25 protein-coding genes are annotated in these 23,375 nt (G+C 63.4%); 1 reads left to right on the forward strand and 24 read right to left on the reverse strand.

The annotated features are described in order from the left end of the window. Positions 1-526: 526 nt before the first annotated feature. Positions 527-1,297 (forward strand): response regulator transcription factor, encoded by a 771-nt coding sequence (locus tag IF809_RS08750; RefSeq protein WP_128964490.1) that lies wholly within the window; start codon positions 527-529, stop codon positions 1,295-1,297. A gap of 117 nt (positions 1,298-1,414) precedes the next feature. Here the strand turns inward: IF809_RS08750 and IF809_RS08755 are convergent, their stop codons facing one another. The 24 genes from IF809_RS08755 to IF809_RS08870 form a co-directional block, all read right to left on the reverse strand. Further along, positions 1,415-1,873, reverse strand: coding sequence for a hypothetical protein (locus IF809_RS08755; RefSeq protein ID WP_453982242.1), 459 nt, complete (start codon positions 1,871-1,873; stop codon positions 1,415-1,417). Beyond that, positions 1,870-2,397: a flagellar biosynthesis protein FlgN gene (locus IF809_RS08760; RefSeq protein ID WP_462837383.1), complete on the reverse strand. Its 528-nt coding sequence runs from the start codon at positions 2,395-2,397 to the stop codon at positions 1,870-1,872. Before IF809_RS08760 ends, IF809_RS08755 begins: the two co-directional genes overlap by 4 nt. A gap of 43 nt (positions 2,398-2,440) precedes the next feature. Continuing rightward, complete coding sequence (locus IF809_RS08765) at positions 2,441-2,905, reverse strand: rod-binding protein (RefSeq protein ID WP_453995674.1); 465 nt, start codon at positions 2,903-2,905, stop codon at positions 2,441-2,443. Beyond that, positions 2,902-3,321, reverse strand: a complete 420-nt coding sequence (locus IF809_RS08770) for a hypothetical protein (protein ID WP_462837384.1) — start codon at positions 3,319-3,321, stop codon at positions 2,902-2,904. Before IF809_RS08770 ends, IF809_RS08765 begins: the two co-directional genes overlap by 4 nt. A gap of 6 nt (positions 3,322-3,327) precedes the next feature. Then, on the reverse strand, positions 3,328-4,080 hold the full coding sequence (fliR, locus tag IF809_RS08775; RefSeq protein ID WP_462837385.1) for a flagellar biosynthesis protein FliR: 753 nt from the start codon (positions 4,078-4,080) through the stop codon (positions 3,328-3,330). Next, positions 4,077-6,158, reverse strand: a complete 2,082-nt coding sequence (gene flhA / locus IF809_RS08780; RefSeq protein ID WP_462837386.1) for a flagellar biosynthesis protein FlhA — start codon at positions 6,156-6,158, stop codon at positions 4,077-4,079. The genes fliR and flhA overlap by 4 nt, the downstream gene beginning before the upstream one ends. A gap of 78 nt (positions 6,159-6,236) precedes the next feature. After that, positions 6,237-6,503 carry a flagellar biosynthesis protein FliQ gene (fliQ, locus tag IF809_RS08785; RefSeq protein ID WP_128964483.1) on the reverse strand — a complete coding sequence of 89 codons (267 nt, stop codon included), beginning with the start codon at positions 6,501-6,503 and terminating at the stop codon, positions 6,237-6,239. Between the two features lie 2 nt (positions 6,504-6,505). Continuing rightward, positions 6,506-6,928, reverse strand: coding sequence for a flagellar hook assembly protein FlgD (flgD, locus tag IF809_RS08790; protein WP_462837387.1), 423 nt, complete (start codon positions 6,926-6,928; stop codon positions 6,506-6,508). A 14-nt stretch (positions 6,929-6,942) separates the two neighbouring features. Then, positions 6,943-7,350, reverse strand: a complete 408-nt coding sequence (flbT, locus tag IF809_RS08795) for a flagellar biosynthesis repressor FlbT (protein WP_128964481.1) — start codon at positions 7,348-7,350, stop codon at positions 6,943-6,945. Beyond that, the gene (flaF, locus tag IF809_RS08800; RefSeq protein ID WP_453982238.1) at positions 7,350-7,697 is read right to left on the reverse strand and encodes a flagellar biosynthesis regulator FlaF; all 348 of its coding nucleotides are present in this window, start codon (positions 7,695-7,697) and stop codon (positions 7,350-7,352) included. Before flaF ends, flbT begins: the two co-directional genes overlap by 1 nt. Before the next feature lie 58 nt (positions 7,698-7,755). Next, positions 7,756-8,802, reverse strand: a complete 1,047-nt coding sequence (locus tag IF809_RS08805; protein ID WP_453995664.1) for a flagellar hook-associated family protein — start codon at positions 8,800-8,802, stop codon at positions 7,756-7,758. A 3-nt stretch (positions 8,803-8,805) separates the two neighbouring features. Continuing rightward, complete coding sequence (flgK, locus tag IF809_RS08810; RefSeq protein ID WP_462837388.1) at positions 8,806-10,281, reverse strand: flagellar hook-associated protein FlgK; 1,476 nt, start codon at positions 10,279-10,281, stop codon at positions 8,806-8,808. A gap of 34 nt (positions 10,282-10,315) precedes the next feature. Further along, complete coding sequence (locus IF809_RS08815) at positions 10,316-11,569, reverse strand: flagellar hook protein FlgE (protein WP_128964477.1); 1,254 nt, start codon at positions 11,567-11,569, stop codon at positions 10,316-10,318. Positions 11,570-11,670: 101 nt separating this feature from the next. Beyond that, on the reverse strand, positions 11,671-12,255 hold the full coding sequence (locus IF809_RS08820; protein WP_462837389.1) for a transglycosylase SLT domain-containing protein: 585 nt from the start codon (positions 12,253-12,255) through the stop codon (positions 11,671-11,673). Beyond that, positions 12,206-13,552: a flagellar hook-length control protein FliK gene (fliK, locus tag IF809_RS08825; protein WP_462837390.1), complete on the reverse strand. Its 1,347-nt coding sequence runs from the start codon at positions 13,550-13,552 to the stop codon at positions 12,206-12,208. Before fliK ends, IF809_RS08820 begins: the two co-directional genes overlap by 50 nt. Continuing rightward, positions 13,549-14,697, reverse strand: a complete 1,149-nt coding sequence (locus tag IF809_RS08830; RefSeq protein ID WP_462837418.1) for a chemotaxis protein — start codon at positions 14,695-14,697, stop codon at positions 13,549-13,551. The genes fliK and IF809_RS08830 overlap by 4 nt, the downstream gene beginning before the upstream one ends. 32 nt (positions 14,698-14,729) lie before the next feature. Beyond that, on the reverse strand, positions 14,730-16,049 hold the full coding sequence (locus IF809_RS08835) for a MotB family protein (RefSeq protein WP_453982232.1): 1,320 nt from the start codon (positions 16,047-16,049) through the stop codon (positions 14,730-14,732). 7 nt (positions 16,050-16,056) lie between these two features. Continuing rightward, a complete protein-coding gene (locus IF809_RS08840) occupies positions 16,057-16,761 on the reverse strand; it encodes a hypothetical protein (RefSeq protein ID WP_462837391.1) in 705 nt (234 codons plus the stop codon). Continuing rightward, positions 16,758-18,383 (reverse strand): flagellar basal-body MS-ring/collar protein FliF, encoded by a 1,626-nt coding sequence (fliF, locus tag IF809_RS08845; RefSeq protein ID WP_164938478.1) that lies wholly within the window; start codon positions 18,381-18,383, stop codon positions 16,758-16,760. Before fliF ends, IF809_RS08840 begins: the two co-directional genes overlap by 4 nt. Before the next feature lie 293 nt (positions 18,384-18,676). Then, a complete protein-coding gene (locus IF809_RS08850; RefSeq protein WP_128964470.1) occupies positions 18,677-19,585 on the reverse strand; it encodes a flagellin N-terminal helical domain-containing protein in 909 nt (302 codons plus the stop codon). A gap of 277 nt (positions 19,586-19,862) precedes the next feature. Beyond that, positions 19,863-20,771, reverse strand: a complete 909-nt coding sequence (locus IF809_RS08855) for a flagellin N-terminal helical domain-containing protein (protein ID WP_128964469.1) — start codon at positions 20,769-20,771, stop codon at positions 19,863-19,865. Between the two features lie 267 nt (positions 20,772-21,038). After that, positions 21,039-21,944: a flagellin N-terminal helical domain-containing protein gene (locus tag IF809_RS08860; RefSeq protein ID WP_128964468.1), complete on the reverse strand. Its 906-nt coding sequence runs from the start codon at positions 21,942-21,944 to the stop codon at positions 21,039-21,041. A 240-nt stretch (positions 21,945-22,184) separates the two neighbouring features. After that, complete coding sequence (gene fliP, locus IF809_RS08865; protein ID WP_453982229.1) at positions 22,185-22,925, reverse strand: flagellar type III secretion system pore protein FliP; 741 nt, start codon at positions 22,923-22,925, stop codon at positions 22,185-22,187. Beyond that, on the reverse strand, positions 22,922-23,365 hold the full coding sequence (locus IF809_RS08870; protein WP_128964466.1) for a flagellar basal body-associated FliL family protein: 444 nt from the start codon (positions 23,363-23,365) through the stop codon (positions 22,922-22,924). The genes fliP and IF809_RS08870 overlap by 4 nt, the downstream gene beginning before the upstream one ends. Between the last annotated feature and the right edge of the window lie 10 nt (positions 23,366-23,375).

A 23,375-nucleotide genomic window follows, 5' to 3' on the forward strand; every position in this document is an offset into this window, starting at 1 on the left:
ATAGCTGGATTTTTACGGGTATATGGAACTTTATGACCACCACGGTGCAAAACTAGTTCGGATTTGAAATCAACTGATGCGAGGCGACACATAAAGAAACAACCGGAAACGAATCAACAGCATCAAGCACACGTAGCAAACGCTTTGTTTCGCACGCTTGATCGGAAATCGGCAATTGTTACGGTCTACATCAAGTGATTCGCGCCCGTTGGCGAGGAGATCGACTGAGTTCGGTAGTGTTCGGACGCAATGCGTAACGTGACGCCACTGTACCAGGTCGTTTTCTCAATCCGCTCCGCAAGGTGATCGTAAGACACCCGCCGGGCTTCACGCAGTAGCGTTCAGTATCGAGTCGAAGTAGCAGGCCTGCTCGCGCAGGCACTGAATGCGTAGGGCTGCCCGCGAATATCGAAACGATAATAACGGTTCGCGGGAGGGAAATATCGTCAAACAGCATGGCTGCCGAGCCGGGGCATCACAATAAACCTCCCGGCCGCGGCAAGTGCGAAACAGGGGCGACTGACTGATGTATATTATCGTTGATGATCGCGAGAGCGTCGCGAACAGCTACGTAGGAGGACTCGTTCGCGAGGGTGTATCGTCGATCGGCTTCTCCTCCGGAGAATTCTGGGACTGGCTGCAATCCGCGAACGAATCGGACCTCGCAGCCGTCGATGCCTTCCTTCTGGGGGAGTGCGATGCCCGCGGAAGCCTGCCACGGGCGATGCGCAAGCGGTCTGCGGCTCCGATCATCGCGATGAGCGGCCAGAAGATGCTCAAGAACACGCTGGAGCTGTTCGAATCGGGTGTCGACGACGTCGTGCACGTGCCGATTCACCTGCGCGAGATCCTCGCTCGAACGGCCGCGATCGCACGCCGCCGGGTGGGCGAGTTGCCGCGGCCCTGCGAGACCAGGATCCAGGTCTTCTTCAACGGACGTGATCCCGAAATCGCGGGCCACGCCCTCACCCTGCCCCGCCGCGAGCTGCGCATCCTGGAATATATGGTCAGCAACCACGGCAAGTGGATTACCAAGACGCAGATCTTCAACGCCGTCTACGGCATCTTCGAATCCACTTTCGACGAGAGCGTGATCGAGAGCCACGTCAGCAAGCTGCGCAAGAAGCTTCGCGACCGCCTCGGCTTCGACGCCATCGTGGCACGGCGCTATGTCGGATACCGGCTCAACATCCCCGCCAACGAGGCCATTGACGAGCCGATGCAGGATCTCGACGACGTCGGCATCCTGCTGAACCGGGCCCATGCCGCCCCGGCGGCGTACCCGGCCGGCAACTGACGCGCTGGAGCAAGGCTCGCAAACGACGACCGGCCTCTGCGGGAGATCCCGCAGAGGCCGGCTTGCTTTTGAGGCCAGAAACGTCGTTGCGCAGGCGCGGCTTCGCGGCCCGGCAGGCTACGGCTTCTGCTGGAATTCTTCCTTGGAGACGTAGTTGAAGTCCTCGACCAGCACGTCCTGAACGATATCGGCTTGCATCCGCTCGTTGACGCGCTGCTTGATCGCTGCGGTGAGGAGGGAGAGGTCGTAGCGGGCGAGCTTCCTGAAATCGAGGCGCTCGTCCGCATAGATCCTGCGGAAGGCCTCATCCACGACGAACGGCTCGGGTGGAACGGTGAGCTGGTGCATGGTCTTGGCGTCCACCGTGTAGACGAATCGCGCGACGATGTAGCCCTGCACGGCGCCGCCCTCGACCATGGGCACGCTCAAAGCACGCGTTTTCTGGTATTGCAGCCCATCCAGATATTCGTCCTTGGCGGGCAGCAAGCTGCCGTTTTCCTTCCAATAGGCCACGCCGTAGCTCGTGCCCGCGGTGAGGATGCATACCCAGAGCCCGGCCAGCACCAGTTTGATCATTTCGCATCCCGCACTGAACGACCGGTATAGGTGCCGTCCGACTCGGCATCCTTGATCGCCTTGACGATGATGCCCGCGACCTCGCGCACGGCCTCGTAATGCATCTCGAGGAGGGAGCGATTTCGCTCCAGCTTCTCGCGCAGCCGCTGGATCTCCTCGGTGATCTCGGTTTCGCCGCCGAGATGCATCCGCGCCCGCATCAGGCGGACGAACTCCAGCATGCTCCGGCTTTTCCGGGCGCTGAAGTCGTCGAAGTCGACCTTCTGTCCTGTCGCGAGCGCGGTGGTCTCTTCCACGACGATGGTTTCGAGCCGGCGAATCGCGGCCAATAGGCCGCGGATCTCCTCGGAGCGCGTCGCCTCCGCTCCTGGCGATTCAGCATCGTCGGATGTCATCTCGCCGCCGGAACTGAGCAGGAGGGCGGGCAGCAGAACGTCGCCCCGTGCAGCCTCCGTCGCAACGGCCTCGATGTCGACGACCGGCCGTTCCATTACCGGCGCCGTCGCGCCCTGTTCTACCTGCATAGCAAATTCACCCCTCAACGTTCGTCATCCCTGTCTGGCTTCATCATCCGGCCTTGCCCGTCACGTCCGGCCCCGCCGGATGCGCAGCTGCGAGCTGTTTGGCAATTCCGATCCCTTTGCCCTTCGCAAGTTGGGCGCCAAGCTGCTCGGCCAACATCGATTTCCAAATGCCGCCGGCTGTGCCCTTGCCGAAGACCTCCTCCGACTCCTTCGGCAGCATCGTCTCGACGAAGGTCTGGAGGATGAAGGCTTCGAACTTGCGATAGACCTCGTCCGGGCCGGGCTTCTTGATCACATGCACCGGCGGCCCGTTCACTACGCCCGATTGCGCCTCGGCGACGCTTGCGGCGGATTGATCCGCCGCCTTGCCCGCGGCGTCCATCGTTGCGGCAAAATCGGCGTCGGACGATTTCAGCGCATGGAGCTTGGCAGTCGCCGCGTGTTGCGCCACAGGATCGGCGGCGTCGAGAACATCGAGAACGAGGTCGGATGTCGGTGTCACGATCATGGCTTGTTCCGGCTGGCTGGCCGCGTCGTCAAATCGCGGACAGCGGCGTGTGTCCCCGCGATGTCTTCGAGCGAGCGCTTCTCTGCATCGCGCAGCTTGTCGGCGAGCGCCACCCTGGCGACCTCCTCGAGCTGCTTCACGCGCCGGGTCTCCGAACGGACCTTGTCGAGCTGCATCGAAGCGCGCTCCTGCACGGCGCGTGCACCGACACTGGTCCTGTTGAGGCGCCGCGCGATCGAGTCGCTGGACGAGCCCGCCGGCGCCTTGCCATCGTTCAAGGTTCCGACCAGCCATGCCTGCTCGTCCTGCATGGCTCTTTCCTGCTGCCGCAATTGCGCGAGCTGCCATTCAGACAGCCGCAGTTGGAGCTTCACCAGCGAGACGATGCGACCGAGCTTGTCCGCGCGCGATTCCATGGCCGGTCACCCCGCCAGCCAGGACGAGAGGCCGAGCATGAACTGCGTCAGCAACTCGTCGCTGGTGAGATAAAGCAGCAGGAAGCCGCCGAACAGGACGAACGGCACCGAGACGAAATAGACCGGAATCGCCGGCGTCAACTTGTTGATGAGACCGACCGAAAAATTGACGACGATGGAGTAGACGATGAAGGGGCTGGTGATCCGCAGCGTCAGCACGAACGCGTCCGTGAGCCGGTTCACGAGCTGGTTCAGCGCCATTTCGCCGCTCAGCTTCTCTCCGGGGTGCCAGACGTCGTACGAGTTCATCAACCCGCGCAGCACCTGCCAGTGCTGGTCGGTCAGGAAGAACAGCGTGGTGACCGCGGCCATGATGAGCGGGACCACGGGCGGGGCCGGATCGGTGTCACCCACCGGCGTGCCCGGGATGCTGCTCAGGCCGATCGCGCTCGCCATAACGGCCAGCATGGTCTGGAGCGCGAGGAAGAACACACGTCCGCCGAGACCGATGACGCTGCCGACCAGCAACTCGGTGCCGATCAGCAGCGCCAGCGTCAGTGGCGAAGCGTCGTCCACGAGCGGCTTCAGGATTGAGACCAGGATCGGCGTCAGCGCGAACGTCGTAACCAGCGCGACGAACAGCCGGATCTGCGGCGGAACGTTCACGCTAGAATAGCCTGGCACCAGCATCAGGCAGGCACCGATGCGGCAGAACACGATGAACGTGGCGAGCACGTTGTCGGTGAGACCGCTGATCACGAAATGGCTCCGAGCGCCCTGATCTCGGCGCTGCGGGCGACCTCGACATGCGAGAGGATCGGCAATGTCGGGAACACACGCTCGAGGATCATGCGGACATAGGGCCGTGCTTCCGGTGTTACCGCCAGCACCACGCTGGTGCCGTCCTCGGTGAATTTCCGGATCGCGGCGCTCGCCTCGGTCGCGAACTGCTCGATCAGCCGCGGGTCGGCGTCGAACTCGACGACATCGCCCTTGCCGTCGCGCTTGAGGCTCTGGTGGAAGGCGAGATCCCAGCGGTTGCCGAGACGAAGGACATTAAGCACGCCATTGTCGGAGAGGTCGCCGCAGATCTGCTGAGCCAGGCGCATCCGCACATGCTCGGCGACCTGCTCGGAGCGCCGCACATGGGGTGCAATCTCGGCGATCGCTTCGAGGATCAGATGAAGATTGCGGATCGACACACGCTCGCCAAGCAGGATCTTCAGGATCGCCAGCAAGCCGGAATAGGATATCTGCGATGGGCAGAGGTCGTCGACCAGGCGCTTGTACTCGGGCTCGAGCCGGTCAAGCAGTCCTCGCATGTCCTTGTAGGACAGCAGCTGCGAGAGGTTTGCCCTGAGCACTTCGCTCAGATGCGTGAGCAGCACCGACAGATTGTCGACCGGCTTGCAGCCCTGCCGCTTGACCTCCTCGGTGAAGGCTTCCGTCACCCACAGCGCTTTCATGCCGAACGCGGGTTCGATCACCTCATCGCCGGGCACGTCGGGCTTGCCGTCCTTGTCCACGAGCACCAGCACCTCGCCGATCCTGAGCTCGCCGTGGGCGACGCGGGTATCGTGGATCCGGATCTGGTAGCCCTTGGGGTCGATCGACAGATTGTCCGACAGCTTGATCTCGGGAATGACGAAACCGTACTGCTTGGCGAATTTCTTGCGGATCTTGCTGACGCGGTGCGCGAGCTCGTTGCGCGAACCGAGCAGGTGGACCGACAGATGGCTGCCGAGCGACAGCTCGATCTCGGCGGTCTTGAGCGATTCCTTGACGGACTCCTTGGCCTCGTTCTGCGCCCGCTCCTCCGCCTTGTGCGCGTCATCCTTCTGCTTCGCCGCGGCCTGCCGCTTCGGCAGCGAGTAGCCGATGAAGGCCATGACGCCGCCCAATAGTACGAACGGCGCCATCGGCAGGCCCGGCATCAGCGCCAGCACGAACATCATCAAGGAGGCCGCCGACACCGCGCGCGGATAGCCGCCGAGCTGGCGCAGCACGGCCTGCTCGGCCGAGCCCCTGGTGCCGCCCTTGGACACCAGAAGACCCGCCGACAGCGATACGATCAGCGCCGGCATCTGCGACACCAGGCCGTCGCCGACCGAGAGCTTTGTGTAGACGTCGGCGGCGCGCGACAAGGTCAGCCCATGATGGGTGACGCCGATGATGATGCCGCCGAAAATGTTGATCGCAGTGATGATCAAGCCGGCGATGGCGTCGCCGCGGACGAACTTCGATGCACCGTCCATCGCACCAAAGAACGCGCTCTCTTCTTCGAGCTCGCGGCGCCGGCGCTGCGCTTCCTTGTCGTCGATCAGACCGGCCGATAGATCCGCGTCGATCGCCATCTGCTTGCCGGGAATGGCATCCAGGGTGAAGCGGGCGCCGACTTCCGCGATACGCGTCGCGCCCTTGGTGATGACGACGAAATTCACCGTGACCAGGATCGCGAAGATGATCAGGCCGATGACGAAGTCGCCGCCCATGACGAATTTCGAGAAACCGGCGACGACGTGGCCGGCAGCCTGCTCACCCTCTCCGCCGCGCGACAGGATCAGGCGGGTGGTCGCGATATTCAGCGCCAGCCGCAGGATCGTCGCGATCAGGAGAACGGTGGGAAAAGCGGAGAAGTCGAGTGGCCGCTGGATCCACAACGCAACCATCAAAATCAGCGCGGACAGCGCGATCGAGAAGGCGAGACCGAGGTCGATCAGAACAGGAGGAATCGGCAGGAACAGGATCGTGAGCATGGTCACGATACCGCCCGCGAAGAAGGCATCCGCGCCGAAGCGTCGCGGGTTCGGCAGGCTAGCAGCTAACGTATCGGCCATGGGTCACCGGCAGCAGGGTCCGCCCCGCAATCTGCCCCCCAAAGCTTACGCGAGGATGGTGGCTGGAGGTTCCGCGGATCAGAACCCGTGCTCGATCCGCGAATAGACCATCTCGGTGAAGGTGGAGAGATGCGCACCGATGAAGGAGCCGGAGATGGCCACGACGACGAGAATGACGATGATCTTCGGAACGAAGGTCAGCGTCGCCTCCTGGATCTGGGTCAGGGCCTGGATCAGCGCGATGAGGATGCCGACCAGCATCGCCGCCCCGACTGCGGGTCCGCAGGCGACGAGAATGGTCCAGATCGCGGCCTGGACGATGTCGAGAGCATCCCGCTCGTTCATCGCTAGCCGCTGATCGTGAGGCCGGGGCCGACCGCAACCTTGGTACCGTCCTGAAGGGTTGCGACGGAACCGTTGCTGTTGATCGAGATCGAGGCGATCTTGCCGCTGAAGGTGGCACCGGTCGAGTCGGTGAAGCTGACGGTCTTCCCGATCAACCCGTCCGCCTGCGACAACGACTGGGAGGACAATAGCGAATCCAGCTTGGTATTGGTTTGCATCGCCTGCTCGACGGTCGAGAGCTGGGCGAACTGGCTCATATATTGCGAGGTATCGGTCGGATTGGTCGGATCCTGGTTCTTCATCTCTGCGATGAGGAGCTGGAGGAAGGTATTGTAGTCGACGCCCTTGCTCATCGAGGTCGCGCCGGTTGAAGTCGAACCGGCCGGATTGGTGCCGCTGGTATCGGTCGCGCTGGGGACGTTCATGTGCCTCTCCGCTGTCAGGCCGCCTTGAATGGGGATTCCGTGGCGCCGGCCAGGATGGCCTGCTCCAGGGGAAACAGCGCCCGGATCCGCTTCAGCGCCTCGAAGTATCGGGTCCCGCCGACCATCTCGTCGATCGCGGCGAGCCCGTCTAGCATTTCGCGGTTCTCGCACACGGCAAGCAGGGCCGCATGATGCTGTCCATAGAGCGAAGCGGCGGCGCCGATGTCGGTCGGGTTCATCAGCATGAGCTGGACGATGAAATAGAGCTGGCGCATCGCCGTGGTGGCGTCGGAAGCCTGCATCACCTGCCCTTCGAGCAGGAACATCACGTCGTTGACGAGCTCGAGCGAGACCTTGCGATCCACGCGCAGCACCGCACCGTTGATGTAGATTCGTTCACCCGCGCGCAAGGAAATCTTCATTAAAGCGCGTCTCGGATCAGGCGGTTGATTTCGACGAGCTGCATGACGTCGTTCGAGCGTTCTTCACGCAGACGATCGGTCTCCTTGACCACCCACAGGCCGATGGAGATGATGTCAGCGCGCAGTTGCTCGGGCAGCCCGTTCTCGGGATGAGCGAGATCCTCGATGAAGATGGTCCATAGCCGCCGGACATAGAGCAGGCTCTGGACCTGGTCCTCGATGCTGAAGCGCTGCTCCTTCTGGAGACGCTCCAACCGCTCGATGCCGAGGCTGAGCGCCTGGCGCTCGCGCCCTCGCGCCTCGTAGCCGCTGTCTTCAACGACCGTCTCATAGGCTTCAAAAGTCATGCGGACAACTCTGCCAGGATATTGCAGGAAACTGAATCGGGAGCGACGGTCGCCGGGCTCAGAGATAGTTGATCAGGCTGATCTTCTGGAGCTGCGAGGTGAGCGCGAGCGCGGTTTGGATCTGGGTCTGCAAGGCATTGACCCGCGTCGACGCTTCCGCCGGATCGACCTTCTCCATGCCGACGATCTGGTTGCTCAGAATGTCTTTCTGGGTCTTGAGCTTGTCGGTCGCGGTGGTGATCCGCTGCTGGACCGTTCCGACGCTGCCGCCGAGCGCAGCAAGATCCGTAATGGCGCTGCCGACGAGGCCGATGGCCTTGTCGACGACCACCTGGAACGTCGACTGGTTCAGGTTCGCATTCCCGAGATCGGCCATCATGGTGTAGGCCTCGGCGAGCTTACGGAAGCCGATCTGGTTGGCACTGACGGACGTATCGGCGATCTCGGTCGTGGAGATCCTGCTTTGCATGACCTGGTCGGTCGCCGTCGACCAGTTGGTGTTCCAGGCCGGGCTTGCGAATTCGGCATCGAAGCTGGTGTTGAGAAACGTCTGCATTTGAGCCGGCGTAATGCTGCTCACGCTTGCCGAGGATTGCGAGAAGCCGAAAGCCGCAAGGAAGTCGCTGTCGACCTGGTTCTTGCTGGCCGAGCCGGCGGTGTAAGCCGTAATCGGCTGGTTCTGCGTGTTGATGCCCGAGAACAGATAAGAGCCGTTGTACGAGATGTTCAGCGCGCCGATCAGATCCTGGAGGTTGGAGGACGCAGGCGGCAGGATGATACGCCCGCCGCCGTCGGTGCTGCGGGCAGCGATCAGATCCTTGAGGAAATCCGTGGCGGTCGTGCTGAGCTGGGTGATGCGGTCCTGGGTCACATCCAGGCGCCCCGCGACGAGCCCGTTGGTATCGACCAGTTGGTCGGCGAAGTTCAGGTCTGCCCGCAGGGTGACGTCGCCGCCCGTGGTCGCACCAAGCTGGAGGCCGACATCGGCGAAGCGGCCGGTGGTTGCTTCCGTCGAGGCCTTGCTCAGCGCGGCCTGGTTGTTCGTGATGGAATACCTCAACGACGAGGACAACATCAGGGTGGAAATGTAGTTTGCGCTCATCATGACTTAATTCCCCACGGCGGCCAGCAGGCTCTGCATCATCTGATCGACGGTCGAAATGATCTTGGATGACGCCGAGTAGGTCCGCTCGACCTGGAGCATCAATGACATCTCGTCGTCCATGTTGACGCCGCTGACGTTCGACAGCGCCGTCGTGCTGCGGTTGAGCAGCGTCGTCTGATACTGGGAGCTGTCGTTGGCGGTCTTGCGTTGATTTTCGATCCAGCTCGTCGATGACGACGCGTAATCGATCAAGCTGCCGTTCGGCTTGCCTTGCGTCGTTGCATCGAACGGCTGCGAGGCATCCATATTGCTGATGAGCTGCTGAAGCCGCGTCGAATAGCCGCCGTTGCCGGCCGTATTGTATTTGTAGGCGACGTTGCCGCTGATCGCACCATCGCGCAGCAGATTGGGGTTGCCGCCCTGGGCCGGGTCGACCGATGCGGCAACCGAGATCGTGGCGGCTAGACCCACCGAGACGGTGGCGCTCGCCGGCATCGCGGGCGCGCCGGGATAGGTGAAGAGGCCGGGAACATCAGGCAGCGCAGCGCCCGATTGATCGCTTTCCCTGAAAGCGTTGATCAGGCCACGGGCGACTTCGTCGAGCTGGCTCTGATAGGTGACCGTATCCTTGTCGCGCAGTTGGGCGAGACCGGCCAGCTTACCGGACTTGATCGGCATCACCGAATTGGCGCCGGTCACGGGCACGCCGTCGATGAAGACCGCGTTGCCTGTGATGCTCGCCGAATAGGAGGTGGTCGGGGCGAAGCTCACGGTGCGCGCGGTCTTGTCGAACAGGACCACGCCGCTGTCGGTGTAGAGCGCGGCATCGCCGTTGGTGCGGATCGACATCGTGACGCCGACTTCCTGCGACAGCTTCGAGACGATGTTGTCGCGCTGATCGAGATAATCGGTCACGTCGTCGCCAGCGATCGTTCCCTTCACGATCGCCGTGTTGACAGTCTGGAACTGGGAGAGCAACTGATTGATGTTCTGGACCGATATATTCATGTCGGCATCCGCGCCTTCGCGGACCGACTGCACGGTCTGAGTCGCCTGGTTGAGCGCTGTCGCCATGTCCTTGGCGGACGTGACGGCTGCTTGCGCCAGCGTGGTGTTGTCAGGCGCGTTGGCATATTGCTGCAACGCCTGCTTCAGCGCATTGAGCTGGGCCGTCGGCGACTGATCGAGCTGCGGATCGTCCACCGTGGCGGACGCGATCTTCTGGAGACCGTCATAGATCGCGCTCTGCGTGGCCGCCGCTGAGGTTGCGGTCAGGACGTTGCTGTACAGGCCCGACGACGCCGCGCGCTGGATCGCCGCCACATAGACGCCGGCGCCGGGGAGATTGTCCAGCTCGGTGATCTTGCGCGAATAGCCGGTGGTGCTGGCGCCGGCAATGTTGCGCGAAATGGTCGAGGACTGGATGCCCGACGCCATAAGCGAAGAGCGGGCAGAGTCGAGGGCAGATGTAAGGGACATGGGGAGCTCTTGCCCGCAAACCGCGCTGAGGGACTCAGCGCTTCAGGTTGACGACGACGTCGAGCAGATCGGCGCCGGTCTGGAACGATTTCGAGTTTGCGGTGAAGCCGCGCTGCGCCTCGATCATCGAGGTCAGTTCGTTGGCGAGATCGACGTTGGAGTCTTCCAGCGCGCCCGACTGGATGGTTCCGAGACCGCCCTGGCCGGCGAGGCCGACCTGCACGTTGCCGGAGTCCAGGTTCGGCGAATAGACGTTGCCGACCTCGGGCGTCAGATGGTCCGGGCTCGGCACGGTCGCGAGCGCCACCTGGAAGCTCGGCAACGTGGTGCCGTTCTTGAGCACCGCGGTGACCACGCCCTTGCTGTCGATATTGACCTTGTCGACGGCAGACGGCGCATTGCCATCGACAGTCGCCTTGAAATCGAAGCTGGAGGCGACCTGGGTCATGGCCGACATATCGATCTTGAACGTGCCGGAACCGCCGGGAATTGCAACCGTGAGCGAGGTCGCGCTTGGCGGCGGGCCCACGAGGTCCAGCTTGCCTTTTCCAGTCGAGCTCACGTCGAACTTGAAAGTGGTCGCGGCAGAGGGGCCGCTCGTCAGCGCGGTGGCACCATTGTAGACCTCGATGTCCCAGGTGTTCGCGGCGGTCTTTGCGGCATATACGTCGAGCGTCACGGCATTGCCGATATTGTCGTAGGTTACCATCGACGTCTTCGAGGTGTAGTTGCTCGGGCCAGCTGCAGCGGCCGGTGCAGCGACAACCGCCGCGCTCGGATCCAGATTGGCGGCCACGGTCGCCAAGGTCGACGGCGAAGCCTGCAGCGCCATCTTGTTGACGTTGATGACCTGGAGCCCGCCGAAGCCGTTGGCGGCAACGTTCGGTGCGGCGCCGTTCTGGATGTTGTAGCCCATCAACTGGAAGCCGGCCGTATTGACGAGGTTGCCGCTACTGTCAGGCACGAACGAGCCCGCGCGGGTGAGGAAATTGTTGCCGTTCGCGTCCTGCACGACGAAGAAGCCGTTGCCCTGGACCGCAAGGTCCGTCGCGGAGGTCGTGAACTGAAGATTGCCGCGATCGGTGATGGCGTAGCGGACCGTGGTCTCGACCGCGCCGGAGTCGTAATTGCCGGAGCCGCTCTTCAGGATCAGGGAGGAGAACTCCGTTGAAGCCCGCTTGTAGCCGACCGTGTTGACGTTCGCGATGTTGTCCGAGACCGTCGACAGCTTGTTGGACTGCGCGTTCATCCCGGAAACGCCGGTGCGCATAACACCATACAGGCTCATGTAGTGGGCTCCTTTGGCAGATTGGATTTACAATGGGGGGTCTTGCTTGCGCGGGGCTGATGGTTGGCGACGATGCACAACTTGATGCGCCGCTTGGTCATTCAGGTCATCTTGGGTTGGCAGAACGAGCGTGCCTTATCGGTCCACGCGCCGAAGCCGCTGGAGACGAGATGCGCGACGATGTGGCAGACATAGCGCTTCTGCGCCGGCTGGTTATTGGGGCCGGCATTGTAGCGGGCGACCGCCATGGTCCAGCTGCCCTCGCGCTGCTTAAGCTCCTTGAGGAAACGCGCGGCGTAGTCGACGTTCTTGGCCGGATCGAACATCGCCCGCACCGAAGTGAACTTGTCGCCGTGAAAATGGTGGTTGATCTGCATGCAGCCGAGATCGATCAGCTTGATGCCCCTGGCTCGCATCGCTTCGAAATTCGCCATCGCGTCATCCAGGTCCTTGGCGAACACGGTCTGTCCTTCGGCCCCGAGTGCGTAGGGATAGAGCGCGCCGCGCCGCCCGGTCTCGGTGAGGCCGACCGCATAGAGAATGCCGAGCGGAATCCCGTGTTGTTGCGAGGCGCGCGCCATCTCTCGCTCGCAGGAGCGTGCAACGTCGGTCGCCGCGGCTGCGGCGGAGCCGGTGTTACAGATAAACAGGGCCGCGACGAGTGTGCGGCGCCACGTCCTGGTCATGGCGTGCCTCCTGGTTAAGCTGCCGTTCCTGTCGGGCTTGCCTGGCTCCGCCGTCGGACTGACCGGACGACGTGCCCGCGCCGCCGAACGCGCCTTGCGACTGGGACGATTGCTGTTGCTGGCCCGAGAGCTGCGGCTGCGACTGGCCGGATCCGGACTGGAATCCGTCGAGCGAGCCGTGCTGTACCGGCGCGACGTCGGCCACATAGCCCGCCGACTGCATCAGGTCGCGGATCTGGTCGCGCTGCTGATCCAGCATCGTGCTGGTATCCTTGCGTTCGGCAGCGAGCTGGACCGAGACTTCGTTGCCGACGAGACGAAGGCGCATGGTGACATTGCCGAGATCAGGCGGCTCGAGATTCACGGTGAGTATCCTGAGCGGCTGATCCGGCGAATTGCTCTGGGCACCCATGATACCGGGCGAGGCGGATGCAGCCGGCGCGGGCGAACTCTTCAATTCCGACACAACGGCATTTGCGACCTGCTGGGTCGCGCCGAACTGCGCCACGGGAGGCAGATGCGTCTCCTGCTGAACCACCGTGACCTTTGTTGTCTCGGGCAGCGCGTCTCGGCCTGCGGACTTTGCAGCATGCTCGACATTCGCCGCGACGGCTTCGAAGTCAGGCATAGGTAGGCCTTTCGGCTGGACGTCGCTTTCCTGTGGCATCGCCTGGCCGGCCGCCGAGGCCTGAGCGGCCATCGCCGGTTGCGGGCGCGGCCCGGATGCATCGCTCGCGGAATGGGCGGCTGTCGACGGCATGGTGGCGGATGGCGCGACATCTGCCTTTGCCGTGCTTGTCGTGCTCTGTACCTCGCGCTTCGTTGCAGCGGGCCGCTCGTCCCGAGCCGACGTCTCCTTCTTGTCGCTTGACGGCTGGGCCGTTTGCATTGTCACGGCCGGCGCGGCGGCGAGCTCCTGCCCCATGATCGTAGGAACGTTTGACCGGTTCGGGACCTCCGCTTTTGCGGATTTATCGATCCGATCCTGCTTGCGCGACGATTTGCTCTCTCCGGATCGCTCGTGCGCGGTCTCATCCTTCGGCGTGTCGCGCCCAGTGAGCTGGGCGATGCGCGGAAGCACCGGAGCAGCGGTCTTGGCGGTCGTGTCGCCGTTCTGGTCGTCCAGAGCCCGCTTGGCCATGTTCGAGACAGTGTGGAGCAGATCGTGGAACGAGGAGTCGTCGGGTGTTTTTGCCCCCGTCGTCGCCGATCCCTTCACCGAGCGGGAGACCCCGCGCACGAGAGATTCGGCGAGGCCTGCGAAAAGCTGTCCGGAGGTTCCACTAAGCTTGGTCATGGACGGCGATCCCTCGTGAGAAGCTCCAGTTCGCCGAGCTGCGTCTTGGCGCGCGCGAGCGTCGCATCGGATGATGCGAGATCGATCCGCGCCGGCGTCGGTGGCGGTTTTTCGGCCGATGCGAGCGCGGGCGGAGCTGCAATCGGCTTACGGATGTCGAGTGCGAGCTGAAGAGTTGCGTTGAGGAGCTGGACGTCGCGCTCGGCCAGCTTCGATCTGTCGAGCGCCTTCAGCTCGGCCAAACCGCCGTCATACTCGTCGGTGAGCGCGCGGGAGGCGCCCCGGTAAAAATGGGCGCGCTCGCGATCGGCCGCAGCATCGGCGCTGAGCGTCAGAGCGCGCTCGCCCGCGAGCCTGACGACGGTGAGCCTGCCGCGGATCAGAGCGCCGCGCGCGATCACCAGATAGAGCTTGAGGCGGCTGGCGCGGTCGACCTGTTCCAGCAAGGCCGCGATCCGCGCAAAACGACGTTCGTCCAGGGCAAGGCTGGATTGCGTCAGGCCCGTGGAGAATCGCTGCCAGAAATCGCCGGCATAGACCGAGTTCCGGTAGTGGCGGATATAGGCCTGCGTCAGGAACTCGAACTTGTCGAAATCCTCGGCCTGCCCGACCAGCAGGATCTCGCGGCGCAGAGCCGCCTCTTCGACGAGCGTGCCGGGCAACAGCAGGCGCGCGTCGTCCAGACGCTCGATCGCGAGCGAGGCTTCGGAACGAGCGAACAGCGCGCCCTGGACCAGCGCGACCTGGCCGCCCATGCCGGACGAGATCGTGCGCGGCTTGATGTCCTTGAGCAGGTCCCTCGCCTCGTCTTGCCGGCCTTCGACATAGGCCAGCGCGCCGTCGAACAGCCGCGCATCGACATTGATCTTGTCGCGCGGCAACTTGCGGACGATCTGGGGCGCGCCGCCGGAGAGCAGATAAATCACGACTGCCTGGCCGTTCTGCGGAATGCTCCACACGGCGGGATCGGCGGCGAGGAATTTTTCGCCGATCTGCCGAATCAGCGCGATATGGCTGCCATGCGCGGCGGTGTCGCCGTTTGCTATCCCATCCTGCACCGCTTGCAGCGCACGGACGAGCTCATACGGCTCGCCGGACGGCCGTGGCGGATCGGCGACCGCACGTGTCGCCACGAGCGATAACATCGTCAGCAGCGCGGCACCGAGCAGCGACCTCTTCAAGGGCGCTTCTCCCGGATCAGGATCTCGATCCGACGGTTCTGCGCGGCCGCCGGATCGTTCGGGAGTTTCGGTCTCCTATCGGCATAACCCTCGACATGCTCGATCCGCTGCGCATCGATCCCGGATCGAACCAGCATGTAATAGGCCATCTGCGCGCGCGCCGAGGACAATCGCCAATTGTCGTAATTGTCCGATTTGTAGGGACGATTGTCGGTATGACCGCGCACGATGATCACGCCGCGGCGCTTCGCGATCAGCGGTCCGATCTTGTCGATGACGCGGACCAGTTCGGGCCGCGGCTCGGCCGAACCGACCGCGAACATGCCGAAGCTTGCATCGTCGGTCAGGCTCACCAGCAGACCCTCCTCCACCTGGCGAACCTCGGCCACCGGTCCGGCTCCGGCCTTGATGTCCGACAGCGCGTCGGCAATCGCGGACTGAAGCTGCTTGACGGTGGGCTGCTGGGTCTGGGCGGTGTCGCGCGGCTCGGCTTCCTTCGGCGCATCGGTGGCACGCGCCTGCGGTGCTGCATTGGCCTGAAGGTGGGGCTGCGGGTTCGGTTGAGTGTTGCCATCGCGCGCAGCCGATGACGGTGGCGGTCCCGGCGGCAGCAACGGCGACAGACTCGTCGACGAGGCCTGCGCGTCGGGAGCCACGCTGCCGCCGGCATCATCCGTCCTGCCGCGGCGCGGCTCGCCTTGATTTGTCGCAGCCGGGTTGTCGCGCGCTGATGCGTCAGGCTTCGGCTCGCCGTCCATGATGCGGTCGGCTTCCTTCGACGCCTCGGGCGCGAGTTTCCAATAACCGGGATCGAACGGGTCGCGATAGGCTTCACCGCCCTTGAGGCCGTCCTCCTCGACCGACGTCAGCGCGCCGGCGCGCCGCTGGCCCGATGCCTGGTTCGAGCTCGCGGCGATTTCAGCCAGCGTCGCGTAGGGATCGCGGAACAACACCTTCTCTTCGTAGAAGGGCGGCTTCTCAGCCGTCGGCGAGTCGCCGCGGCGCTCTTCGTTCGGCCCCGCCGGCTGACGCTTGCCGTCCTGACCGTCGAACGTCGTCGGCTCTTTCTTGGTGAGATCCTTCAGGCCCTTCGGCGCGGGCGCGTTCTCGGCGAGCTTGATCGGGTTGAAGTAGCTCGCGACCACCTGCTTCTGGTCCTGGTTGAGCGCGTTGAGCAGCCACATCACCAGGAAGAACGCCATCATCGCGGTCATGAAGTCCGCATAGGCGATCTTCCAGACGCCACCGTGCGCCTTCTCGTCCTCGAAGGCGCTCCGCCGGCGGATGATGACGAGCTCGTGCTTGACCTCCTCCATGGTGAAGCTACCGGCGCGCCTCTTTCAGCCGATCCATCCAGATCGAGATCTGCGTCTCGATCGTGGTCTGGTCAGCGAGGACGCGAACCTCGACGGTGTCGGCGGACTGATACTCGACACCCGTGCGGCCCGCGAGATTGAGTTGCGTCCTGACGAGATCGATGAGTTCGCTTGGGCCGGTGACACGGAACGCCGGCACAGGAGAATTCGAAGTCAGCGCCGATATCTGATCGACCAGGGATGCGATCGCCTTGTCGCGGACCGCCTCAGCGAGGAACGACAGCAATATCCGCGCGACCGAGCTTGCGATGTTGCTCTCGATCTCGCGGCACGCCGCATCAAACCCGTTGACGATTGCGACCGCCTGCTGATCGGACCATTTGGCCCGTTCCTCACCGAGCCGGATCGCACTGCGGACCCGCTCTTCGGCCAGCTTGGCTTCACCTTCCGCGAGGCCGGCGGCATGGCCGCGGCGATAGGCATCGTCGAGGAGATTGGCCGGTGCAGCTTCCGCCGGCGCCGGTTGAAGTTGCGGCTGCGCCGGCGCCGGGCGCTCCTGACGCTGCGGTTGAAGTTGCGGCTGCGATGGAGGCTCGCGCCGGATTTCCTTCCTTGCCAGAACGTCCTGGATCTTGGGCGGCGGAGGCGGCGGTGACTTGGCCCGGCCGTTGGCGTCGAATTGCGTCAGGAGTTTTCCGATTGCCGCGTTCATGCCGCCTCCTCGCGTCGCATCCAGTCTTTAAGGATTGCTGCCGCCTGCATCTGATCGAGGCGAACGATCTGTTCCAGCCGCTTCTGCGGCGTGCGCTGCATCTTGCCTTCGAGATCCTCGACGAGGTTGAGCTCGGGATCCTGGCTGTCTGCCAACGCGAGGGCCGCCGCAGAGTCGAGTTCAGCAGCTTCCGCCGCCTCGGTCTGCTCCTGCTGCGCGCGATGGGTCAGAATGCCGTTGACGGCGGGCCGAAGTCCGAACCAGACCAGCATCGAGGCGACGGCCAGGATCGTCACCGCATTGATGACGCTGCCAAGCTGCTTGTTTATCATCTCGACGAAGCTGATCGGCGGCACCGGAGCGAGATCGCGCGAGCCCTCGACGAAGTCGACCGCGGTCACCTGGATCTGGTCGCCGCGCGCCTTGTCCAGGCCGCCCGCGGTTGCTGCCAGCTGGCTAATCTCGGCGAGCTTGCTGTCGACGATGGCCTGGTTGGTCTTGTCGCCGAGGTCGGCGACGAGCCTCGCGCGGTTGACCAGCACGGCGATGAAGAGCTTCTTGACCGAGTAACCATCGCTCACGGTCGTCGTGGTCTTGGACGAGACCTCGAAATTGGTGACGTCCTCGCGGCGCGTTTTGTCCTCGCTCGAGTTCTTGGTTCCGCCGGAATTGACCTGCTGATCCGGCAGGTTCTGCTGCACTGTGGTCGGCGTCGAACGATCTGCGTTGGATGATTTCTCGTTTTCGCGGACGTTGCGAACGGAGCGCTCGGCGCGGGCCTCGGGATCGTAGACGGTCTCATTGATCTGCCGCTTGTCGGTCGAAAGCTGCGGCGCGACACTGACCTCGAAATTGTCCAGGCCCAGATAGGGCGTCAGTGCCTTGCGGATATTCTCCTGTACCATGCCGCCGACGGTCTTCTGAAGGCTCGCCATCTTGGTCGGCGCAGCGCTGGCCTCGTCTTCCTCGGCGAGCAGCATCGAGCCGTCGGCATCGAGGACGGTGACCTTGTCGCGCGTCATGCCAGGGATGGCGGCTGCGACGAGATGACGGATCGACTGAGCCGTGCGGGCTTCGATCGCGCCGTCGGTGCGCAGCACGACGGAAGCGGAGGGCGGTTGCTGCGTGGCGCGGAACGAGCCGCGCACCGGCATCACGATGTGCACCCGCGCCGCCTTGACGCCCTTCATCAGCTGAACGGTGCGCGCGATCTCCCCCTCAAGTGCGCGAAGCTTCGTGACCTCCTGCATGAAGGAGGTCAACCCGAGCGATCCAATTTTGTCGAACAGTTCGTAACCGGAATTGGCGCTGGTCGGCAGGCCCTTCTCGGCGAGAAGCATGCGCGCCTGGCTGGTCTGGCTCGGACGCACAGAGACGGTGTCACCGGCCGCGTTGACGTCGAATGCGATATTCTGCTCGCGCAGCGCGGCGCCAATGCGTGTCACGTCTTCGCGGGTCAGGCCGGTATAAAGAGACTCGAACTCCGGGCGGCTTAGATAGTAGGCCCCCCCGACCACGGTGACGAGGACGGCGAAGCCGATCAATCCCAAGGCCATCAGACGTCGCGGCCCAAGTTCCAGCAGATTGTTGAGCAGCTGCTGTAGCTGCGCGCGACTGAGCATATGACCTCGTACCAATGCGAATGGCAAGGACACTCCGCTGCCAACCTTGTCTGAAGGTTGCGCGCAGACTGGAATGTGTCCGTTCGCAGGCGAGACGTGGCAATTTTTCAGGAGTCTGGGTCGACGCCATCGGTCCCACGGCGACAGGCGGGCGCGCGCATTGTCGCGCGAAGCACGCACAGCATGACGTCTGGTGTCAGGAGATCATGGCGGGCACGTCATGTGCCGGTACATCCGCCGGTCGCGGCGGGACCGTGCTCCCGAGGGAGCACGGTCGTGTTCGATGCCGGAGCTTACTTGAACAGCGAGAGGATGCTCTGGCTGTTCTGGTTGGCGATCGAGAGCGCCTGAACGCCGAGCTGCTGCTGGGTCTGAAGGGCCTGGAGGCGGGTGGATTCCGCGTTCATGTCGGCGTCGACGAGCTGACCGACACCGCGGGTCACCGAGTCCATCAGGGTCTTGACGAAGTCGGTGTTGGTCGCGATGCGGTTCTTGACGGCACCGAGACCGGCGGCGGCCGACGCCACCGAGTTGATCGCGGTGGTGACCTGGGCGATGTAGCCGCTGAGCGTGGTCTGGTCAGCCGCCGAGTCGGTCAGCGTGCTGATGTCGATCGTGTCGACCGACGCGGTGCCGCTGACCTTGTCCAGGATACCGCCCTGGGTCGAGGTATAGAGCGAGTAGTTGGCGATCGTCAGGGTGATAGAGCCGATGGTGGGCGTGCCACCGACGCGGGAGAACGACGACACCAGGTCGAAGGTCGCGGGCGTCGTCGCCGTCGTGCTCAGCCAGTTCACACCGTTGAAGGTTGCCGCCGAGGCAGTGCCCTTCATCTGCTGCTGGATCTGGGTGATGTCGGCCTGGATCTTGGTACGATCGATACCGGCGGTCTTGGCTTCCACGAGCAGCGCCTGCAGCTTGGTGAGGCCGCCGGTGCTGTCGCCGACGACCGCAGTGAGAGCGGTGTATTCGGTGTCGACGGTCGCAGCCGACAGACCGAGCGAGTCGGAGACGGCGGAGAGCGCGGCGTTGTCGGCGCGCATCGAGGTCGCGATCGACCAGTAGGCGGCGTTGTCCGACGCGGTGGCGACGCGCTGGCCGGTCGAGATCCGGTTTTCGGTGGTCTGGAGGCTGGAGCTGACGTTGCGCAGGGTCTGCAGCGCGGTCATTGCAGCGGAGTTGGTGAGAAGGCTAGAGCTCATGTTGACGTCCCCTTGAAAACGAATTGAATGTGTCGGGACATACCGGGCTTGCACCGGTACGACAGGGCGGCATCATGCCTTTGGGCTGCGGAAAAGCGCGCTCAACCTGCCGTAAGGGCGGCGATAGCACGCGAAGTTTGTGCGAAGCTTGTGGCTCGATCACAGCCAGGTAGCGATTTCGAAGCGCCAAGTTGAGATCTCGGCGCGCAAGCAACACAGAGCAAACGAAAGGGCCGCGCTTCGCGAGAAGCGCGGCCCGCTCAGATGGTTTTCAGGCCTAGCGGAACAGCGAGAGGATGCTCTGGCTGTTCTGGTTGGCGATCGAGAGCGCCTGAACGCCGAGTTGCTGCTGGGTCTGGAGCGCCTGAAGGCGGGTGGATTCCGCGTTCATGTCAGCGTCGACGAGCTGACCGACACCGCGATTCACCGAATCCATCAGGGTCTTGACGAAGTCCGTGTTGGTCGCGATGCGGTTCTTGACGGCGCCGAGGCCGGCGGCGGCCGAGGCCACCGAGTTGATCGCAGTGGTAACCTGGGCGATGTAGCCGCTGAGCGTGGTCTGGTCAGCCGCCGAGTCGGTCAGCGTGCTGATGTCGATGGTGTCGACCGACGCGGTGCCGCTGACCTTATCCAGGATACCGCCCTGGGTCGAGGTATAGAGCGAGTAGTTGGCGATCGTCAGGGTGATGGAGCCGATGGTGGGCGTGCCACCGACGCGGGAGAACGACGACACCAGGTCGAAGGTCGCGGGCGTCGTCGCCGTCGTGCTCAGCCAGTTGACGCCGTTGAAGGTTGCCGCACCGGCGGTACCCTTCATCTGCTGCTGGATCTGGGTGATGTCAGCCTGGATCTTGGTGCGATCGATACCGGCGGTCTTGGCTTCGACCAGCAGCGACTGCAGCTTGGTGAGGCCGCCGGTGCTGTCACCGACAACGGAGGTCAGAGCGGTGTATTCGGTGTCGACGGTCGCAGCCGACAGACCGAGCGAGTCGGACACGGCGGAGAGCGCGGCATTGTCGGCACGCATCGAGGTCGCGATCGACCAGTAGGCGGCGTTGTCCGACGCGGTCGCGACGCGCTGGCCGGTCGAGATCCGGTTTTCAGTAGTCTGGAGGCTGGAGCTGACGTTGCGCAGGGTCTGCAGCGCGGTCATTGCAGCGGAGTTGGTGAGAAGACTTGAACCCATTTTGATGTCCCTTCGAAGATTGATGATGGGGGACATACCGGACTTGCACCGGTACGACAGGGCGGCGTCATGCCTTTGGGCTGCGAAAAGCGGTTAGGGCCCAACCTGTCGTACGGCGACCGTATCGCGCGAAGCTTGTGCGGGGCTTGTGGCTCTGTGTCCCGGCCGCAACAGGGCCGCCGAGATTGCGACGCGGGCGAGATGTCGCGTCAAACGGAAAGGGCCGCGCTTCGCGAGAAGCGCGGCCCCCTCGGATGGTGTTCAGACTTAGCGGAACAGCGAGAGGATGCTCTGGCTGCTGCTGTTGGCGATCGAGAGCGCCTGAACGCCGAGCTGCTGCTGAACCTGGAGGGCCGACAGGCGGGTGGATTCCTGGTTCATGTCGGCGTCGACGAGCTGACCGATACCGCGGCTCACCGAGTCCATCAGCGACTTCACGAAGTCCGTGTTGGTCGAGATACGATTCTTGACGGCGCCGAGGTTGGCGGCGGCCGAAGCCACCGAGTTGATCGCGCCGGTGACCTGCGAGATGTAGCCGCTGAGTGTGGTCTGGTCCGCTGCCGAGTCGGTCAGCGTGCTGATGTCGATCGTGTCGACCGACGCACTGCCGCTGACCTTGTCCAGGATACCGCCCTGGGTCGAGGTATAGAGCGAGTAGTTGGCGACCGTCAGCGTGATGGCACCCGTGGTCGGCGTGCCACCGACGCGAGAATAGGACGACACCAGGTCGACCGTCGTCGGGGTCGTCGCCGTCGTGCTGAGCCAGTTCACGCCGTTGAAGGTCGCCGCGGAGGCGGTGCCCTTCATCTGCTGCTGGATCTGGGTGATGTCAGCCTGAATCTTGGTGCGGTCGATACCGGCGGTCTTGGCTTCGACCAGCAGCGACTGCAGCTTGGTGAGACCACCGTTGCTGTCACCGACCACCGAGGTCAAAGCGGTATACTCAGTATCGACGGTCGCGGCCGACAGACCGAGCGAGTCGGAAACGGCGGAGAGCGCGGCGTTGTCGGCGCGCATCGAGGTTGCGATCGACCAATAGGCGGCGTTGTCGGAAGCGGTCGAGACGCGCTGGCCCGTGGAGATCCGGGTCTGCGTGGTGGCGAGTTGCGAACTCACAGACCGCAGGGTCTGGAGAGCGGTCATGGCAGTCGAGTTCGTAAGCAGGCTTGACATTGCGAATGTCCCTTTATGTACGCGTTACATTTTCACGAGGGGACATACCGGGCTTTCACCGGTACGACAGGGCGGCATCATGCCTTTGGACGATGTGGGTGGGGTCCAACCCGCCGTGCCGCATTGCTAGCACGCCGAATCTTGCTTCCGGCTTAATGTAAACTGGAATTATGTAGCAAAATCATATGGTTAATATCACCACTTGCTAACCTTAACCAATCCTTAAGACGATGCTCTCTGTTACGAGAACGACCGCACCAAGCCGGAGGCGAGCAGGTTCCAACCGTCGATCAACACGAAGAACAGCACCTTGAACGGCAATGCGAGGATCGACGGCGGCATCATCATCATGCCCATCGACATCGTCAGCGTCGCCACGATCATGTCGATGACGAGGAACGGCAGGATGATGAGGAATCCGATCTCGAAGGAGCGCCGGAGTTCGGAGATCATGAAGGCCGGGATGATGACGCGCATGTCGATGCGCTTGTCGTCGAACTTCTTGCGGAAGCTTTCCGCGGCAAGCGACTCGAACGTCTGCAGGTCCTTGTCGCGGACGTGTGACAGCATGAATTCGCGGAACGGATCGCTGATCTTCAGATAGGCTTCTTCCTCCGAGATCTCGTTCTTCATCAACGGCTGGACGCCGGTCTCCCAGGCGCGATCGAAGGTCGGAGCCATGACGTAGAACGTCATGAACATCGCGAGGCTGATCAGCACGAGGTTCGGCGGCGTCGTTTGCAGGCCGAGGCCCGCGCGCAGGAACGACAGCGCGACGGCGAAGCGTGTGAAGCTCGTCACCATGATGAGCAGCCCCGGAGCGACGGAGAGCACCGTCAGGAGCGCCATCAGCTGGATGATCCGGCCGCTGGTCGAACCGTTACCCGGCGGCAGCAGCGAATTGAGGTCGGGAATCTGGGCGAATGCCACCTCGGGCAACACGACCAGCAGCAACGCGAGCAGCAGGACCTTCAATTTCACTGGATCACCAACGTCTCAATGATCAATTCGCGGACCTTTCCGGACGAGCGGATGCTGGCGCGTTCGGACAGATCGTCGCGCAGATGTTGCAGTCCGCGCGTGCCCTCGAACTGCGTGACCGAGGCCGACCGCAGATAGGTGACGATGTCTTCGCTGATATGAGCCGCCAGAATGCCGGCATCCTCGTCGCTCATGCTATCGGTCACCATGGAGGCCTCCACCCGGGCCCAGTTGTTGGCTGGAGCGGCGAGATTGGTCACGATCGGCGACAGCTTCCTGAGGCGTGCGCTGCCGGCGTAGCTCGACGCGATCGGCGGCGGTGTGGCGCCCTTCTTCGCGTCGGCGACGCGTTCGACGGCAGCGAACAGGTGCAGGCCCGCAAGCGCGCCCGCGCCGATCGCGACCAGAGTCAGCACGACGATGGCGGCAATCAGGCGCATGACGCCTCCT

Source organism: Bradyrhizobium sp. UFLA06-24 (genome assembly GCF_054967145.1).